A 17526-nucleotide genomic window follows, 5' to 3' on the forward strand; every position below is an offset into this window, starting at 1 on the left:
GTTACGTTAGAATGATTTCACGCAACCAAAGGTGGACGTGTCATTGCGGCAACAGAATGCTCATTTCACGCCTTCCATGGAACGCAAAAGGCGCGCTGCCTGGCAGCGCGCCTTTTTTCACTCAAAACCAAGGGGTTGCTGAACCGACTCAGTCAGCCTCGTTCAAACGCTGCAACGCCGTCAGCAGGCTCGCACGCTGCATCTCAAGCTCGGCCAGACGCTCGCGTTCCGCTGCAACCACTTCCGGATCTGCATTGGCGACAAACTTCTCGTTGGACAGCTTGCCCTTGGCGCGGGCGATATCTGCATCGACCTTGCCAAGCGTCTTTTCGATCCGTGCGCGTTCCGCAGCAAAGTCGATCAGGCTGCCAAGCGGCAGGCAGGCGGTCGCCTCGCCGATCACGACCTGTGCAGCGCCCTTCGGCGCCGCGTCCGCCAGCGAAATGGCATCAACACGCGCCAGACGACGGATCGCGGCATCATGGCGCTGCAGGCGGCCCTGTGTCAGCTCGCTCGCACCGACCATGATCAGCGGAGCGGTTGCCGACGGCGGCACGTTCATTTCCGAACGGGCCGAGCGCAGACCGGTAACGAGATCGACCAGCCAGTTGATTTCGGCGGCCGCAGTTGCATCGGCAAATTCCGGCGCCGGCCAGTCCGTGTGGCACAGCAAGTTGTCGCGGCTGTCGGTATGCGCCCACAGCTCTTCCGTCATGAACGGCATGAACGGGTGCAGCAGCTTGTAGATCTCTTCGAGAACATAAGCGGCGCAACCCTGCGCTTCCTTCTTGGCGGCTTCGTCTTCGCCCATGAAAATGGGCTTCAGAAGCTCGAGATACCAGTCGCAGAACTGGTTCCAGACAAAACGGTAGAGCGAAGATGCTGCCTCGTTGAAGCGGTGCGATTCGATCGCCTCGGTGACGTCACGGATGGTGATGCCGAGTTCGGTCAGGATCCAGCGGTTGATCGTCAACGTCGTGGCGTCCGGAATGAAATGCGGATCGCGCTTGACGCCGTTCATCTCGGCAAAACGCGTCGCGTTCCACAGCTTGGTGCCAAAATTGCGGTAACCAGCGATACGGGCCGGGTCCAGTTTCACGTCACGACCCTGCGCCGCCATGATGGCCAGCGTGAAGCGCAGTGCATCGGCACCGTATTCGTCGATCAGTTCCAGCGGATCGATGACGTTGCCCTTGGACTTAGACATCTTCTGGCCGTTCTTGTCGCGAACCAGCGCGTGAACATAAACCGTGTTGAACGGCTCGACCGCATTGCCTTCTTCATCCTTCATGAAGTGCAGGCCCATCATCATCATGCGGGCAACCCAGAAGAAGATAATGTCGAAACCGGTTACGAGCGTGTTGGTCGGGTAATAACGCGCCAGTTCCGGCGTGTTATCCGGCCAGCCGAGCGTCGAGAACGGCCAAAGCGCCGACGAGAACCATGTATCGAGAACATCTTCGTCGCGCGTCAGGATCGAACCCGGCTCGTAGTTTTCGAGCTTTTCCTGAACCCAGGCCTTCCACGGACCTTCATGCGCCAGATAATGCTGAACGGCGGCGTCGAGCGCCTCTTCCTCTGATTTTTCGACGAAGCACTGGCCATCCGGGCCATACCAGGCCGGGATCTGATGGCCCCACCAGAGCTGGCGCGAGATGCACCACGGCTCGATGTTTTCCATCCATTCAAAGTAGGTCTTTTCCCAGTTCTTCGGGACAAAGTTGGTGCGGCCTTCGCGAACAGAGGCGATCGCCGGCTCGGCCAGCGTCTTGGCGTCGGCAAACCACTGGTCGGTCAGCATCGGCTCGATGACGACGCCGGAGCGGTCGCCGAACGGCTGCGTGATCTTCTTCTTCTCGACGTAGGGAATATCGTTGTCTTCGGCATCCTTGACCGTGACGGCAAGGCCTTCGGCATTGATAGCCTCGATGATTTTCGCACGCGCGACCATGCGGTCGAGACCGCGATATTCTTCCGGAACGAGATTGATCTCGTCGACATCGCTTTCGCTTGGCAGTTCGCCGGACTTGGCGATTTCGAGCGCCTTGGCCGCGTAAACGGCATAAGCCTCGCCATCGTCACGCATGGATGCGGTCGTGTCCATCAGACGATAGAGCGGGATCCTGTTGCGCTTGGCGACCTGATAGTCGTTGAAATCATGCGCGCCGGTGATCTTGACCGCACCCGAACCGAAATCCGGCTCGGGATATTCGTCAGCAATAATCGGGATCAGGCGGCGATGTTCTTTCGGGCCAACCGGGATTTCGCAGAACTTTCCAACGATCGGCGCATAACGCTCGTCGGACGGATGAACGGCAACCGCGCCATCGCCCAGCATGGTTTCCGGGCGCGTGGTGGCGATCGAGATATAATTGCGCTCCTCGGACAGGGTTACATTACCGTCGGCGTCCTTCTCGACATAGGTATAGGTCTCGCCGCCGGCCAGCGGGTATTTGAAGTGCCACATATGGCCGTCGACATCCTTGGATTCGACTTCAAGATCGGAAATCGCCGTCTCGAATTTCGGGTCCCAGTTGACCAGACGCTTGCCGCGATAGATCAGGCCCTGTTTGTAGAGCGTGACGAAAACCTCGAGAACGGCCTTGGAAAGCCCCTCATCCATGGTGAAACGTTCGCGCGACCAGTCACAGGAAGCGCCAAGACGCTTCAGCTGGTTGAAGATCAGGCCGCCTGATTCTTCCTTCCATTCCCAGACCTTGTCGACAAAGGCCTCGCGGCCCATCTCGCGACGCCCCGGCAGCTGGCGCTCCATCAACTGGCGCTCGACAACCATCTGCGTGGCGATGCCGGCATGGTCCATACCCGGCTGCCACAACACGTCCTTGCCGCGCATGCGCTCGAAGCGGACCATGATGTCCTGCAGCGTGTTGTTGAGCGCATGGCCCATGTGCAGCGAACCGGTGACATTCGGCGGCGGGATGACGATGGTGAAGGTTTCCGCGCCCGGCTTGGCATTGGCACCGGCACGAAAGGCATTCGCCTCGTCCCAGGCGGTTGCGATCTTTGGTTCGACGGCGGCGGAATCGAAGGTTTTATCGAGCATTTCCTGACCCGTTTTTCTTTTATGAATGAGATGGTGCGGTGTTAGAGCGGTTCATTGTTAAATGGAATCGGTTCTGTTGGCTCAAACGGAGTTGGATGGTCGCATGGCCGGCGCGCGTCGTAGCCAAAGCATACGGCCAAGCCGGCCATGCGATCAGCCGGCCCGTTTCAGCCAACCCGTAAGGGCCGGGCATCTTTCCGCCGGGATCAGCGGCGATCGGCTCGCACGTACCCGGTGGTATGCCCTTCGCCAATCGCCTCTGCCCCGACGAAAACCTGCTCCGGCAGAACCGGTTCCATTTAACAATGAACCGCTCTAAAGAGATGGGGTACCGATAGTCAATAAAAAAGCCGCCCCGTCACCGGAGCGGCCATATTGAATGGCAGGTGCGGCGGATTAACGACGCGGGCCGCGGGCCACGCGCTCGATTTCCTCGCGCACAAGACGCTCGACCAGCGTCGGCAGATTGTCGTCCAGCCATTCCTGCAGCATCGGACGCAGCATGTCCTGCGCGATTTCCTCGACAGACTGCTGATTGAAACCGTCAAGCATGTCGGCCAGTTCGCCAAACGAGCGGGCAACCTGGGCGCCTGCTTCCGCCGACATCAGGTTGGCGGCTGCCTCGATCTTTGCCGGCAGGCTTTCGGCCTTCGGCTCGATAAACGGCTTTTCCGCCTTGGGCTCGGATGCGGGCGCAGGCTCGGCAAAGGTGATTTCCGGCATGGTCGGTTCGACAGCAGACTCCACGATGCGAGGCATCCTTTCAGGTTCGGCGGAAGCTTCATTCGGGTTGAAACCGGCAACACCGAGTTCCGGAATGGGCGGCAGAACGGGACGCGGCAAAGGCCGCGGTGCCGACGAGGCAACCGTCTGTACCGGTGCATGCGCGGCGGGCTGGTCGTCCGACTTCACGGTTTCCCGAGGGGTTTCAGTCGGCACTTCCGGCGCACGACCGGACGCGGCGCGAACGCGCGCGGCAACGTCGGCCAGCGAAAGCGACCGTTCCGGCACCGGTTGAGCAGGCGCGGAAGGTTCGGCGGAGAAATCGAGGGCCTGCGGCGCGGGCCTGGCGGACACAGTCTCGTGAGCAGGGATACCCGGATCGTTCGCAGCCATTTCCGGCACGAAAGCGATATCGCCGGCATCGTCCGTCACGCGATCATCATCGCGATAATCGGCGAAGTCGCGCGGTGTGGCACCCTCGGCCACAGGCTCGTTGCTTTCGATGATCCGGCGAATGGACGCCAGGATCTCTTCCATGGAGGGTTCACGCGCTACGCTTGGCTGAGCCATACTCTTCCCCGATCTGACGGTTCACGATCCCGAGCCTCAGATTACGCGAGGACGAATCACCGGCATTTTAACGGGAAAGCCCGCCTCGAAACAATCGAAGGCGGGCAAGTCATGCTGCGCGTGCACAGATTTGTTCAGCGCTTGCGCGCCGACAATTGATCAGAAAACGAACTCTTTCGCCTTCAGGAAACCCGGCAGCGGACGGATGGAGGAGTTGAACTGCGGGGTTGCAGAAACACCGCCGCTTTCCTTGGTGAACAGGGTGGCGAAGGCAGAATTGCCGTGGCCGACAACGGCGATCAGGCGACCGCCATCGCGCAACTGTTCAAACAGCGCCGCCGGCACTTCTTCGACAGCGCCGCTGATGAAGATCATGTCATAGGGGCTTTCGGCATGATGGCCCTTTGCCATGTCGCCGGCCGCCACTTCGACATTGTCATAACCGGCAAGCGAAGCCTTGGCCTGCTCTACCAGCACCGCGTCGCTATCGATGGTGACTACACTGCCGGCCAGGTGCGAAAGCAGGGCCGCCGTGTAGCCGGTGCAACAGCCGATCTCGAGCACGGCATCTTCGCGGGTGATGGCTGCCATCTGCAAAAGCTTGGCAAGAGGCGAAGCGGCCAGCACATAACGGCCCGACGCCACTTCAATGTCATTGTCGATATAGGAGATCGGCTTGACGGCATCCGGCACGAAAGCTTCACGCGGAACGGCGAGAAACGCCTTGAGAACCGAGTGGGACGTCACATCGGTCGTACGGATCTGGTTATCCACCATGGTGATCCGCGCTTTTTCGTAATCGGTCATGCTTCTGCGCCTCATAAAAGCGGTCCAACTGATCCCCGTATTACTGACGGTGCAGACGGCTTTCAAGCCAATGGTGCGTGGCGGAGCAGAAAAACTCGCCCAATGTGCCTGAACACCACCGCCACCCTCGATCCGACGGTCGCGCGCAAAAGCATATGCCACGCCGTAACAAAGCCCGGCGATGGCACGCCCCGTCGGCATTAACGTAAAATTCACTATGCGCTGGACGGCCACTCAACTTTATGGCGATAGGATGTCATGTTTTCAGGAGATAGAAATGCCAGACGCCGCAGCCCTTCGCGAAAGTTTAGACACAGTAGCGCATCTCAATAATTTCTGGTCGGTGCGTGATGATGGCTCACCGGTCAAGTTCGTCGACATGATCACCGAGTGTCGGCATCACAACAATATTGCCTATATTTCGCTTGGCTCGGCGATCATGGACCTGAATGGATCGCCAATCGTGGAGGTTGCCAGCCGCCTGCGGTTCGATCTCGGCACCGCGAGAAACCTGCACACCATGCTCGGCACGATGATTGCCGAAATGCTGCGGACCGAAGGGAAGACCTAAGCCACGGCCCTATCCGGCGCTGCAGACTATTCTTTCTTTTACTCACATTCTACCTATTGCCGCCATGACCCCGTGAGGGCGGACATGCGAACACGGGGCCGCCACCGGTTTTCGGTGCGGGCCGCCAACCGCACAACGCGAACCAGCTGACAGGCAAAGTAATCCGGGATGCGTGTCATAATGGTGCAGATATCGAAAATCCTGCGTCAAAGCCGAACCGGTGGCGCGCGTGACTGCAACATGAAAAAAGGATGGATGTTCAGAATGAAGGGGCTTGCGCGCCCCATAGATTCGTTCTAAACGCCCCTCACCGCACGCTTTTATCTACCGGATGGCCTCGTGGCGGAGTGGTGACGCAGAGGACTGCAAATCCTTGCACCCGAGTTCGATTCTCGGCGAGGCCTCCAACATTTTCTCAATAAAAATCAAATAGATACCCCTCTCGGGGCTCTCGATGCGAGACATCGTGCGTTACAGGCGTGCTGCAAGCCGGATTCATTCCCGACGACAGTCGCCCTATTAAAAGAACCTGCCCTGCTGCCCATAAAAAAACCGCCCGAAGGCGGCTTTCATTGCAGGCACATACGGGTGCTTATTTCTTGCCGCCGGCTGGCCGCGTTTTGCTGCCGCGGTTGTTGTTCGCGCCTGTGGTCTTGGCGTCGTAGCCCTGGCCGTTATTCGTTCCGCCAAGCTGGCCGCCCGCGCTGGTATTGGCGATCTGTCGCTGTGCTCTCTTGAGAAGCAGGGCCGCATCGGTCTTTTTCATGATTTTCTTTCGGGTCGCCGGAAATGAAAAAAGGCCGGGCGAAACCGCACCGACCTTCCTCATCGTCGCTTCGAACACCGGTGCCAGTACATCCGTGGTCAAAGGCTAAAAGCGACAGCGGCAATTGCGAACTCCGAAAGTTTCGGTGCTCATCAGCAATGCCGATACAAACACATAGACGCTCAATGTGTTCACAAGAAGTCGCTGCCGTCGTATTTTAAAGAATTGCGATTGGCGCTTCGTTACCGCGCATGCGCATCCCATATAGGATGAATGGAAATCAACCACGCGCGCGCCGCCGCCATCCTTGTGCTCATCACCCTCGCCATCTTCGTGTCCGTCTTTGCGACCGAACGATGGATGACCGGCAGGACCGGTGAGATCGACACACATTCGAGCATAACAGAGCCGCCGAAGTGAAGATTTGCGGACAGAACGGCTGCATGTGGTAAAACCCACCTCTCACCGAAAGAACCGATCACCGCATCGAGGCGGGCCTTCCAGTGATCCTGCGGTTTCCCCTGTCCTTTCAGACATGCGGCAGGCATCGCGATTCGAAATGCCACTGGACGCATACGGCCGCTTCTGGCAAAAGCGCCGCAGAACGCGACTGCCGTTAGCTTTAGAACGGGGTCGGGCGACCGATTGACGTCACGTTGCTGCCGCGAGATCACGCAGGCCGTTCTAAATTCTCCTTCGACATTCGATCACGCCGGCCAGTAATTGTCCGAGGCGAAATCGGCCGGGATCTTTACAAAACGCGCGATCGCCTGTGCGGCATACTCGATCTGCATGCGCAGATAGCGGATTTCGATTGGCATCGGCGTACCAGTCGCCAGTTCCCGTACCCGCCAGTCGTCGTAACCGCTGGCATGGATGCGCCGTTCCGCCTCCTTGCGCACATCCTCGGATGTTGGCCGACCGGCCCTGCCCGCTTCATTCGCAGCAAATCTGCCCTTGCCGCCCTCGATCACCATAAATTTCACCATGCCTGCCGCCTTTCCAGTCTGGCGCCCTTGATGAAAAACAAGTGTGGACCCGCTTTCTTGAGCGATCCTGACCATCGGCACTGTCGAAAACCATCGAAGAAAAATCACACGAACACGCGCTCTGGCAGGCAGTCATCAAATCTGCTAACATAACCGTGTGCTGAAGGGCTGAGGAGACCGACGGCACCGCATTGCGCCCTGCGATGCGTGGACCGGGAGGAGCATTTGCGGCGGATCAATGCCGCACCCCCTCCCTGAGGTAAGCTTGTCATGCGGTAAGAGGAGAAACCGTCATGCACTATCTTGAATTTGTCACCGCCATTAATCCGTTTGTACTCGGCGTGCTTGCGCTGGTCATTTGTGTCGGCATGTACGATCATTTCGTGGCGCATAAATAAGACTTCCGCTCGGCGCTCTACCGGCCAGCCTGAATGACGGTTCGCCCGCCGGCGAGCCGCGAGGTCGGTTTTCGCTTGGCATCAAAGCTGCTAGACACATCACAACCGCATCAACACGGAGGTGAATGTGCAGCAATCGGTCGAATTCGAAGATACCTCGCGCTCCCTGACGGAGACTTTGCAGGCGCTTGTCAGCGGCATACGTGGTCAGTCGATCACGCTGCGTGAGCTGATGGATGCCGTCGGCGAGCAGGGGCTTTTGCTGCTGTGCGCCATCGCCTCCCTGCCCTTCCTCATTCCCGTCTCCATTCCGGGCGTCAGCACCGTGTTCGGCGCCGCCATCATCTTGGTCGGCATCGCCGTGTGCATGAACCGCCTGCCCTGGCTGCCAAGACGCATTCTCGACCGCAAGCTCGACACAGCCAAACTGGTGCCGGCGCTGGAACGCGGTATCGGCATCGTCGGGAAGTTCGACCGTTTCGTCAAACCGCGCATGACGCAGCTGACCGGCAGCACCATTGCCAACCGCATCAATGCGCTGGCCATCACGGTCGGCGGCATTCTTCTGATGTTCCCGCTCGGCCTCATTCCATTTTCCAACACGCTGCCGGCAGTCGCCATCCTGCTTCTGGCGGTGGGCATGATCCAGCGTGATGGTCTGGTCGTGCTTGGCGGCTATGCATTTCTCGTCGGCACGAAAATCTATTTCGCCGCGCTCGCCTATGCCGCCTTCAGCGCCGGCCAGGGATTGATGTCGGTCTTCAGTTCGTAAGGACAAAAGTCCGGACGCAAAACGCAGAATCAAATCGCCCGCGAAAATCTCAGAATTTTCGCGGGCGATTCTGTTTATCGGGCATCGCGGGCACGCCGACGCGCCCACCAGACGGCAAAACGCCTCCGCTTGCGTCTGACGAAGGCAATATCGGCGGAAAGAACGAGAAGGCCGAGCGGCACCATCCAGAATCCGAGTATGGGCAGAAAACCGAGGCAGCCGCAGATGACCAGCAGGATGCCCAATGCCATGCGACCGTAGCGAGAACGCGGCATAGGAAGGCGAAAGCGCCCAAGCATCAGCTTTCCGTCCTTTGGATCGATCCCGAACCCGGACCTTTTTTCCTCGTCAGTCGCAGCCATCTGGCCTCCATTTTGGTCGATATTTTCAGGCGCGAAGTGGGAAGTCGCAGTGGATAAAACAAGTTCCTTCATTTTTTTGCAAAAAAGCGCTTGGCAAATGGCTCAAGCGTTTGTATTACCCCGCTCACCGCCGCGGCGACGCGGTTTTTCCCTGGTAGCTCAGCGGTAGAGCATTCGACTGTTAATCGACAGGTCGCCGGTTCGAATCCGGCCCGGGGAGCCAAATTAAAAGACAAACGCCTGCTTTCGTTGAGAAATCCGAAAGCGGGCGTTTTCTTTTCTGCTATACGGACTATCGCCGTGTGCAGGCATTTATCCCCGTTAATCAGAACCGAGCGTTTTCAGTCCGCCCTCAGCGATCAGGCTGTTTCGAGAGACGGCAAGGTCACGTCTTCCTGCCATCGAAATCGAATCGTCTGCACAGACATTCGTCCGAATGTTTCAGGTGATCCGCATGAGGAGGGATTTGATCCGTTCAGATTCGGGCAGAGCCGGCGCCTGATCGAGTTTTGTGCGCGAACGGTACTTCGTGTCGGAAGCATACCAATCGATCAGCCCTGACGCCACATCGAGCGCCTCGGCATCGGTCTTGTCGACGCCGTTCTCTTCGCACCATGCGGTATGGAAGCGATCGATCTCTTCCAGATCATCGGAAGACAATACGGTCGACGAAACTCTATTGGAAAGCATAACTGATCTCCGCGCGCTCACGCGTCATTGTTTGCGCATAACGGCAGCGGAATCATTTTGTTCCTGATTCGAAAAACACGAAGGCTGAAACGTCAGCACAGTTCGACGGTTTGAATGACCTTCGTCGGCATCAGCCCGACACGGAACACGTCAGGCTTTCTCCTCCAGAATCGCACTGAAGGCCTTCATGTCTTCCAGAAAATTCTGAAACCGCTCTTTTCCCATGGCCGAATGGATACGGCTTCTGGCCTTGAGCGCCGCCTCATGCACCGTCTGCAACACCTGTTCGCCCTCGGGCGTGATGAACAGCAGGCGCGCGCGCCTGTCCTTGCTGTCGACTTCGCGCCGGATCAAACCCTCGTTTTCGAGAATCTCGACGCATTTTGTCACCGACGAGCGGTCGAGTGCGATGCGTTCACCAAGCATGTTCTGCTGAATGCCCGGTTCGATATAGGTGAATGCCAGCGCGCTATATTGGGTTGGGGAAAACCCGAATTCCGACGCCTCTTCCGTAAACAGAGCAAGCGCCACCTGCTGGCAGCGCCGCAAGAGTATCCCATGGGTATTCAGCATATGCTCGGCGGTCACGATCACGGAAAACGTCTCCCTGCGACAGATTGACATACGTCAACTGGTGGCGTAACTGATCATCAGCTATCCAACTAATTTGGCGCGGTGGAGGACTGCGCTGTCTCGCGACAGCGTCAACAGGTCCGCTCGCGCTTTTTTTCGTGACTTCCGCATGCCCGAAATCCGTCAGCATTTTCCAGTCTCCGGACGCCAGGCGCTCAGCGCCACGGTGAAGAGCGCGACCTTGCCCGACATTTTTCGCCGATGCAACGCACCGGCCGTGCCGAAAACCCTTTTCCCGCAGGCAACAGCCTCGCTTTCTTCATGGACAGGAAAACGATGACGAGACAGTCGAACGATCCCAACGGCAAGCTGATGATGTCGCGCCGCGGCATGCTGCTCAGCGGCGCCACCCTTCTTGCCGGCAGCATGGCGGCTTCGCTCTGTCCCGGCATGGCGCTGGCGGCGGTCGATGCCGGCGCGCAGAGCCGCTTCATGCAGCTCTCCAATCTGCTGATCGACCATCGGCTTAACCCCGATGTCGGCGCCCGCATCGCCGAGACGGCGACAGGCCAATACACGAATTTTGCCGGCATGCTTGATGCCATCATCGCCATTGCCGAAAAGAAGCAGGCAAAGACGGTCGAAGAGTTTTTTGGTGACATCCCCGAAGGCGAGCTGAAGGACTTTGCCCACTGGGTGATTTTTGCCTGGTACAGCGGCTGTTCGTCGGAAAAGCGCGATGCCAAGGTTTTCACCTATGAAGAGGCGCTGACCTTCAAGACCACCAGCGACGTGGTCACCATCCCCTCCTACGGCATTTCCGGCCCGAACCTGTGGACACGCCCCAACGTGCCGCTGTCGGCCCCGATGCCGCGCTTCTGACGAACCCCATTTAAAAGAAGTTTTCCCATGGTTACCAAGAACAGTGCCGACGTCGTTATCGTCGGAACGGGCGTGGTCGGCGTCGTGATCGCCGAACAGCTGCTCGATGCAGGCCATTCCGTGCTGATGATCGAGGCCGGCCCGCGCGTCTCGCGCGCCGAAGTCGTCGAGAACTGGCGCAACGCGCCGCTCGGCGTCAAGGGCGATACATCCGTCGCCTATCCGCCCCGCCCCTGGGCGCCGCATCCGACTGGCGCGGAAAAGCCGGAAAATGCCTATCTGCAATTCACCGGCCCCGATGCCTACGACCAGACCTTCATCCGATATGCGGGTGGCTCGACCTGGCACTGGGCAGGCACGTCCTGGCGCCTGACGCCGGAAGATATGCGCCTGAACTCGCTTTACGGCGTTGGCCGCGACTGGGCTTTCGACTACGACACGCTCGAGCCCTATTACGTCCGCACCGAACACAAGCTCGGCATCTGCGGCCCCTCCGACAGGGCGCAGCAATGGCCGCAGACCGGTGCCCGCTCGGCTGACTATCCGATGCCGGCCCTGCCATTTTCTCCGGGCGAGGTGCGTTTCACCGACGTCGTGAAGACGCTCGGCTACAACAACATCCCCGTCTCGCAGGCGCGCAATAGCGGCATGCCCTATGATGGCCGCCCGGCCTGCTGTGCCAACAACAACTGCGTACCGGTCTGTCCGGTCGCGGCAAAATACGATGCCGAAACGGCGCTGCACCGCCTGGAAAAGAAAGGCGTCACCCTTCTCGTCGATTCGGTCGTCTACCAGGTCGAAACGAACGCCCAGAACAAGATCGAAGCCGTCAGCTATTACGACCAGCACAAGCAGAGCCACCGGATCACCGGCAAACTGTTCGTGCTCGCCTGCAACGGCCTTGAAAACCCGAAACTGCTGCTGATGTCGAAGGACGACCGCAACCCGAACGGTGTTGCCAATTCGTCCGATCAGGTCGGCCGCAACATGATGGACCATCCGGCCCGCTCGTTTACGGTCACCACCAAGGATCCGTACTGGTCCGGCGTCGGCCCGGTCGTCAATTCCGGCATCATGCAAACGTCGCAAGGCTCGTTCCGCTCGGAGCATGCCGGCGCCTATTTCCGCTATAATAACTTTGCCCGCAACCGCTTCGTCACCTTCGCGGCGCTGAAAAAGGGCCTCGTCGGCAAGGCACTTGATGAGGAAATCCGCCGCATGACCGCCTGCACGGCGGATATCGTCGCCGCGCACGAAATCCTTGCGGACCCGAACAACCGCCTGACACTCTCCGACAAGAAGGACTGGCTCGGCCTGCCCAAGCCATCGATCCACTACGACGTCGGTGATTACGTTCGTAAATCCTGGGAAGCCTATTCGCAGCCGATCGGCAAGCAGATCGCCGAGGCCATGGGTGCCGTCGACATCAAGATCAGCCCCAAATTCAACAACAGCAAGCACATCATGGGCGGAACCATCATGGGCAAGGACGCCTCGAACTCGGTCGTTGACGTGGATTGCCGGTCGCATGACCACGAAAACCTGTTCATTCCGGGCGGCGGCGCAATGGCAGCCGGCGCATGCGGCAACAGCACCATCACCATGGTCGCCCTCGCCCTCAAGGCCGGCGACGCCATTGTCGACCAGATGCGGGGTGCATGATCATGAAGACCATCACGTCCTTTGCCCTCGCCGCACCGCTGGCGCTGGTTGCCCTTGCTCCGGTCACGGCTTCCGCCCAGGAATTTTCCAAGGAATTGATCGACAAGGGCCGCTATCTGGCGACCGCGTCGGACTGCGTCGCCTGTCACACCAACCATGCCGGCGGCAAGCCGATGGCCGGTGGCCTGCCGATGTCGTCGCCGGTCGGCACGATCATGTCGACCAACATCACGCCGTCGAAGCAGTTCGGCATCGGCAACTATACCGAAGCCCAGTTCGCCGACGCGGTGCGCAAGGGTGTTCGCGGCGATGGCGCCAACCTCTATCCGGCCATGCCCTATGTCTCCTATTCCAACATGACGGATGAGGATATCCACGCGCTCTACGCCTATTTCATGCAGGGCGTGCAGCCGGTGGACGAAAAGGCGCCGGAAACCAGTCTGCCATTTCCGATGAACATCCGCGCCTCGATGATGGGCTGGAACATGCTGTTCCGTCCGAACGAGATGCACAAGGATGATCCGGCGCAGTCGGCCGAGTGGAACCGCGGGCGCTACCTTGCGGAAGGTGCCGCCCATTGCAGCACCTGCCACACGCCGCGTGGCGCCCTCATGCAGGAGCAGAAAGACCTGAACCTCACGGGCAGCCAGATCGGCCCGTGGTTCGCGCCTGACATCACCAATGACAAGGTGCACGGCATCGGCACATGGACACAGGAAGAACTGGTCACCTACCTGAAGACTGGACGGCTCGATCACCGCGCTCAGGCGGCCGGCAGCATGGCGGAAGCCATCAGCTATTCGTTCCAGCACCTCACTGATCCCGATCTCAACGCTATCGCCACCTATGTGCGCAGCGTGCCCTCCGCCAATGCCACCCAGGCATCCGCACCGACACGCTTCGATCAGGGCAAGGCCGGCAACGAACTCGCCGCCTTCCGTGGCAGGAACTATGCCGAAGGCATCAAGGGCGATCAGGCAGGTGCCGCACTCTACACCGCCAACTGCGCCTCCTGCCACGGCTACAATGCGCAAGGCACGACGGACGGTTATTATCCGAGCCTGTTCCACAATGCGGCGACGGCCGGCGACAACCCGACGAACGTCATCGCCGCCATCCTCTACGGCGTCGATCGCCACACCAAGGGCGGCCACGTGTTCATGCCGCCTTTCGGCGACCAGCCGAACACCGTCAATGCGCTCAGCAATGTCGAGGTCGCCTCGCTGTCGAACTTCCTCCTCAAGGACTATGGCAATGCGAAGCTGACCGTGACGCCGGAGGACGTGCAGGTGATCCGTCAGGGCGGCCCCAGCTCGCAGCTGGTGCTGTTTGCACGTATCGGCATGGGTGCCGGCGCTGCTGCGGCGTTGATCGTGCTGGGTGCCGCCGTATGGCTCTTCCGCCGCAAGCGGGCACAAACGCAAACCGCCGCGTAATCGCGGCGGCATTGCGTTCAAAATTGAAAGCCGCCCTCGCCGGGCGGCTTTTTTGTTTAGAAGAGCTCGGCAACAGCCGACGACTTGGCGGCCGCCATGGCTTCCGGCAGCGTCAGGGTCGAATAGACGCGGTTACGGCCATTGCTCTTGGCCAGATAAAGCAACTGATCGGCAGCATTGAGATTGTTGTCAAAACTCTCGCCGGTTTCGGTCTCCACCACGCCGATCGAGATAGTCACCGCGATCTCGTGCTTGTTGACCTCCATCACCAGTTCCTCGATCTGCTGGCGGATCAGCTCGCAGAAAGAATGCGCCTGGAAAGCATCCGTATTGCGCAGGTAAAGCGCGAATTCCTCGCCACCCAATCGCGCGGCAAAATGCTTTGCCGGTGCGCAGATCTCTGTCAGCGTATCGGCCACCATCTTCAGCACCCGGTCACCTGCCTCGTGACCGTAAGTGTCATTGATACGCTTGAAATGGTCGATATCGAGAATGGCAACGCTGCTGCACTGGCCGGGCAGCCTCGCCTCCTCCATCTGTTTGGTTTTCTCGAAAAAGCACCGACGGTTGGAAAGTCCGGTCAGGTAATCGCGGTCGGCCAGATAACGCAGCCGCTGGATCTGCTTCAGCGTCTCGATATTATTGTCGATGCGACACTGCAATTCTTCCGGCACAAACGGCCGATAGATGAAGTCGCAGGCGCCGGCCTTGAGAAAACTGGCCGAAAGCCACCGGTCATTCGAGGAAGACACGCCGACGATGCGCATTTCCTCCGAGGAACGGGTCTCGCGGATGCGCCGCGTCAACTCGTAACCATCCATGTCGGGCATGTGATAATCGGTCACGACGAGATCGATGATCTCTTCAGCCTCCAGGATCTCGAGAGCCTGTTTGCCGGAATGCGCTTCGAGAACGCGAAAATTCTGGCGCGCCAGTATTTCAACGAGGCCGGAACGTGCTGATCTTGCATCGTCAACGACGAGGATCGTGAAGGCACGGTTGGAGAGGATGCGCGACACTGTCTGCAGCACGGTCTCGATTGTCCGCTTGCCGTCCTTGACGATGTAGTCGATGATTTTCTTTTCGGCGTAACGCTCGCGTGCTTCCGGATCGAAGATCGCCGTAAAAACAATCGTCGGAACTCCGAAATCCCCGAGCAGGCCCACAATTTCGCCGCGCGGCGCATCCGGCAGATTAAGTCCGGTCAGCGCCAGCGTAAACTGCTGCGTCTGAAGACAAACACGAGCGCTTGCCAAGCTGTCACAACATACGACATCCGCACCGGTTTCTTCTTCCATTCGCTGCCGCAGCAACATCGTCATGGCCGGAGAATCTTCGATCAGCAGTATTCTATTGTGGTCGTCTTTTATGGTCGCAACACTCACGTGTCGCGCGTCTTTTCTGCCTGCCATTTACCCCACCGCAATAACAGTCACCCCAAATTTCCTCTTTTGTAGGAGGCAACCTGTTACCAAGCGATTATAGTGGAAGTAAAATTGCGAGCGGAAAGAAGCTTTTAGAGCAAAAGCTCATGTTGTCATGAACACCAATTGGTAAAAGCACCACCCTTTGGTTGCGCCAAACCTTCGCGCACAAGCTGATCACCTATCGACTTACCATTCCGCATCGCCACCCGCAGCTTGGCTCCGGCCTGTTCTCGATCACCGCTATCCGAAAGGACAAGGTCGAACGGGCCAGCGCCTAGAAGCTCCCGCAGACGAACCTTGGCGCGAAAACCGCGCTGGCGTTCGGCATCACACTTTGCAGACTCGGCTCCGGGCACGTCGACATCGGCCAGGCGCACCGCCGTCTTGTCGTGCCAGAACACACCCGCCTCGGCAATGCAGTCGTTCAATCCCGACCGGCCGCAATAATAGAACTGTCCCTTGAAGCCAGCACCGACCATCTTGGCACCACCATCGGGCGCAAGTGCTTTCGCACCTGCTGCCGTTGGAATGGCCGGCGGCGGCAGCGAGGCCAGCATCGGCTTGGCGATCGGCTGCGGTGCGGTTGCCGGTACGGATCGTGACGGAATGGATGCCGGCGGGACCGGCACATTGGCGGGCAGGTTCGAGGCCGCCTTGCTGCTCGACACGGCTGGCGGCGAAGTGGGGCGTGGCGACGGCTGCGGCTTTGCAGCCTCATGCCGGCTGGCCGCGGTCGCCGGCGGTTTTGTCGGGGGCAGATATCGCGCGAGATCCTCGCGGTTATCATAGGCGATGATACCGACGACCACGAGAGCCGCTGCACCGTACCAGGGCGTCATGCCGCCCCCGCCCTTTGCCTTGCTTGAACGGCGCGTCTTGCGCGCCCTGCTCGTGGCTGCCTTTGCCATTGCCTTTTCCTTCACGCCGTTTGCGACGGAGTATCGTTAATAAATCTTTCCGAATGGTTGGCATGAGACGATTGAGCGTACCGTTTCGGCGCAGATTTTTTTCGTCATCCACAAGCCTGAAATACAAGGGGTCCGGGCGCATGGGTGCGCAGACGTGCCGCCAAACATGACACCAGCCTCTAGAAAAGCGGATTCCCCCTCTATATGCAGGGGCTATCGGCACCTGTGTCAGTTTTGATCATGTGTGTATTTCGCGGATTTCGCGGCGGTGTTGATCCAGTTTTACGCAAGCCCTGAATTCTAGGGTCTCGTCACCGGAATGAGTCCGGCCCCAACGAGGACAATGATATGTCAAATGAAACGGACCATAACCGCCACGAGCCGAGCGATTCGGCCATTGCGCTTTTCCTGCAGGACAATGATCCTGATCAGTTGACGGACATCCTGGTCGCGGCGCTCGATGAGGCCTTCCGCATCATGGAACAGGATATCCGCACCGAAACCTTCCACTGAGACTTGATAGGGTGACGAGCCGGCCAACCAACCGGCTCAGGCCGCCAGCAACGCCTTGAGCTTTTCGAAACGCCGACGTGCGCGCGCCAGTCGCTTCGCCTCGGCGATCGGCAGATGAACGATATCCTCGAGGGATTCCATCAGCCGGGTGGCCGCTTCATTCTCGCCGGTTCCAACCGGCGCGTTTTCGACAATCTGGCAGGCGAAATTGTACATCTGTCTATAGCTGGCGATTTCCGCGGCGATCTCCTGCCAATCGCGCTTCTGTCTGCTCATATCCATCCATCACTTTGATCATCAAATCGGGACGGAAACGCGCCAACTGCCTAAAATGCCCAGCTTTATCGAAATCATTAGTCAAGCTCGCATTAACCTGTAACCGGCGCGCGAATTAGCATTGTCTGAATAAACGC

General features: G+C 58.9%; 18 protein-coding genes and 2 tRNA genes. 9 read left to right on the plus strand and 11 right to left on the minus strand.

Translation table 11 applies throughout. The features are described 5' to 3' along the window. Positions 1-148: 148 nt before the first annotated feature. From AAIH70_RS00840 to AAIH70_RS00850, 3 genes are all read right to left on the minus strand, one after another. On the minus strand, positions 149-3064 hold the full coding sequence (locus AAIH70_RS00840) for a valine--tRNA ligase (RefSeq protein ID WP_132273396.1): 2916 nt from the start codon (positions 3062-3064) through the stop codon (positions 149-151). 396 nt (positions 3065-3460) lie between these two features. After that, positions 3461-4357: a PopZ family protein gene (locus AAIH70_RS00845; RefSeq protein ID WP_132273395.1), complete on the minus strand. Its 897-nt coding sequence runs from the start codon at positions 4355-4357 to the stop codon at positions 3461-3463. A gap of 159 nt (positions 4358-4516) precedes the next feature. Beyond that, positions 4517-5164: a protein-L-isoaspartate O-methyltransferase family protein gene (locus AAIH70_RS00850; protein WP_132273394.1), complete on the minus strand. Its 648-nt coding sequence runs from the start codon at positions 5162-5164 to the stop codon at positions 4517-4519. Positions 5165-5441: 277 nt separating this feature from the next. Between AAIH70_RS00850 and AAIH70_RS00855 the strand changes: the two genes are divergently transcribed. After that, positions 5442-5735: a hypothetical protein gene (locus AAIH70_RS00855; protein ID WP_132273393.1), complete on the plus strand. Its 294-nt coding sequence runs from the start codon at positions 5442-5444 to the stop codon at positions 5733-5735. A 333-nt stretch (positions 5736-6068) separates the two neighbouring features. After that, a tRNA-Cys gene (locus AAIH70_RS00860) sits at positions 6069-6142 on the plus strand. A 185-nt stretch (positions 6143-6327) separates the two neighbouring features. Here the strand turns inward: AAIH70_RS00860 and AAIH70_RS00865 are convergent. Next, positions 6328-6579: a hypothetical protein gene (locus AAIH70_RS00865; RefSeq protein WP_430033560.1), complete on the minus strand. Its 252-nt coding sequence runs from the start codon at positions 6577-6579 to the stop codon at positions 6328-6330. Between the two features lie 195 nt (positions 6580-6774). Here AAIH70_RS00865 and AAIH70_RS00870 point away from each other — a divergent pair, with 195 nt between their 5' ends. Beyond that, on the plus strand, positions 6775-6921 hold the full coding sequence (locus AAIH70_RS00870; protein ID WP_165931991.1) for a hypothetical protein: 147 nt from the start codon (positions 6775-6777) through the stop codon (positions 6919-6921). 287 nt (positions 6922-7208) lie between these two features. Here the strand turns inward: AAIH70_RS00870 and AAIH70_RS00875 are convergent, their stop codons facing one another. Next, a complete protein-coding gene (locus AAIH70_RS00875; RefSeq protein ID WP_132273391.1) occupies positions 7209-7490 on the minus strand; it encodes a hypothetical protein in 282 nt (93 codons plus the stop codon). A 525-nt stretch (positions 7491-8015) separates the two neighbouring features. On the opposite strand from AAIH70_RS00875, the gene AAIH70_RS00880 reads away from it, so the two are divergent. Further along, positions 8016-8660 carry an exopolysaccharide biosynthesis protein gene (locus AAIH70_RS00880; protein ID WP_132273390.1) on the plus strand — a complete coding sequence of 215 codons (645 nt, stop codon included), beginning with the start codon at positions 8016-8018 and terminating at the stop codon, positions 8658-8660. Between the two features lie 74 nt (positions 8661-8734). On the opposite strand, the gene AAIH70_RS00885 is transcribed toward AAIH70_RS00880, so the two are convergent. Next, on the minus strand, positions 8735-9022 hold the full coding sequence (locus AAIH70_RS00885; RefSeq protein WP_132273389.1) for a hypothetical protein: 288 nt from the start codon (positions 9020-9022) through the stop codon (positions 8735-8737). A 148-nt stretch (positions 9023-9170) separates the two neighbouring features. Between AAIH70_RS00885 and AAIH70_RS00890 the strand changes: the two genes are divergently transcribed. Further along, positions 9171-9245, plus strand: a tRNA-Asn gene (locus AAIH70_RS00890). A gap of 218 nt (positions 9246-9463) precedes the next feature. Here AAIH70_RS00890 and AAIH70_RS00895 read toward each other — a convergent pair. Together AAIH70_RS00895 and AAIH70_RS00900 are read right to left on the minus strand one after the other, a co-directional pair. Beyond that, the gene (locus AAIH70_RS00895; RefSeq protein ID WP_132273388.1) at positions 9464-9712 is read right to left on the minus strand and encodes a hypothetical protein; all 249 of its coding nucleotides are present in this window, start codon (positions 9710-9712) and stop codon (positions 9464-9466) included. A 150-nt stretch (positions 9713-9862) separates the two neighbouring features. Continuing rightward, complete coding sequence (locus AAIH70_RS00900; RefSeq protein WP_165931990.1) at positions 9863-10306, minus strand: MarR family winged helix-turn-helix transcriptional regulator; 444 nt, start codon at positions 10304-10306, stop codon at positions 9863-9865. Positions 10307-10621: 315 nt separating this feature from the next. Here AAIH70_RS00900 and AAIH70_RS00905 point away from each other — a divergent pair, with 315 nt between their 5' ends. Genes AAIH70_RS00905 through AAIH70_RS00915 form a run of 3 tightly spaced genes read left to right on the plus strand, consistent with a single transcriptional unit; the run spans position 10622 to position 14265 of the window. Next, positions 10622-11167, plus strand: a complete 546-nt coding sequence (locus AAIH70_RS00905) for a sorbitol dehydrogenase family protein (RefSeq protein ID WP_132273386.1) — start codon at positions 10622-10624, stop codon at positions 11165-11167. A gap of 27 nt (positions 11168-11194) precedes the next feature. Next, positions 11195-12829, plus strand: a complete 1635-nt coding sequence (locus AAIH70_RS00910; protein WP_132273385.1) for a GMC family oxidoreductase — start codon at positions 11195-11197, stop codon at positions 12827-12829. Between the two features lie 2 nt (positions 12830-12831). Continuing rightward, a complete protein-coding gene (locus tag AAIH70_RS00915) occupies positions 12832-14265 on the plus strand; it encodes a cytochrome c (RefSeq protein WP_132273384.1) in 1434 nt (477 codons plus the stop codon). 56 nt (positions 14266-14321) lie between these two features. Here the strand turns inward: AAIH70_RS00915 and AAIH70_RS00920 are convergent, their stop codons facing one another. Then, entirely contained in the window at positions 14322-15587 is a 1266-nt protein-coding gene (locus tag AAIH70_RS00920; protein WP_245519122.1) for a GGDEF domain-containing response regulator, read from the minus strand. A gap of 215 nt (positions 15588-15802) precedes the next feature. Next, positions 15803-16600, minus strand: coding sequence for a hypothetical protein (locus AAIH70_RS00925; protein WP_132273382.1), 798 nt, complete (start codon positions 16598-16600; stop codon positions 15803-15805). A 348-nt stretch (positions 16601-16948) separates the two neighbouring features. On the opposite strand from AAIH70_RS00925, the gene AAIH70_RS00930 reads away from it, so the two are divergent. Further along, complete coding sequence (locus AAIH70_RS00930; protein ID WP_165931989.1) at positions 16949-17113, plus strand: hypothetical protein; 165 nt, start codon at positions 16949-16951, stop codon at positions 17111-17113. 36 nt (positions 17114-17149) lie between these two features. Here the strand turns inward: AAIH70_RS00930 and AAIH70_RS00935 are convergent, their stop codons facing one another. After that, positions 17150-17389, minus strand: a complete 240-nt coding sequence (locus tag AAIH70_RS00935; protein WP_132273381.1) for a hypothetical protein — start codon at positions 17387-17389, stop codon at positions 17150-17152. Between the last annotated feature and the right edge of the window lie 137 nt (positions 17390-17526).

It is taken from the genome of Neorhizobium sp. BT27B (assembly GCF_050455485.1).
Classification (GTDB): Bacteria; Pseudomonadota; Alphaproteobacteria; order Rhizobiales; family Rhizobiaceae; genus Neorhizobium.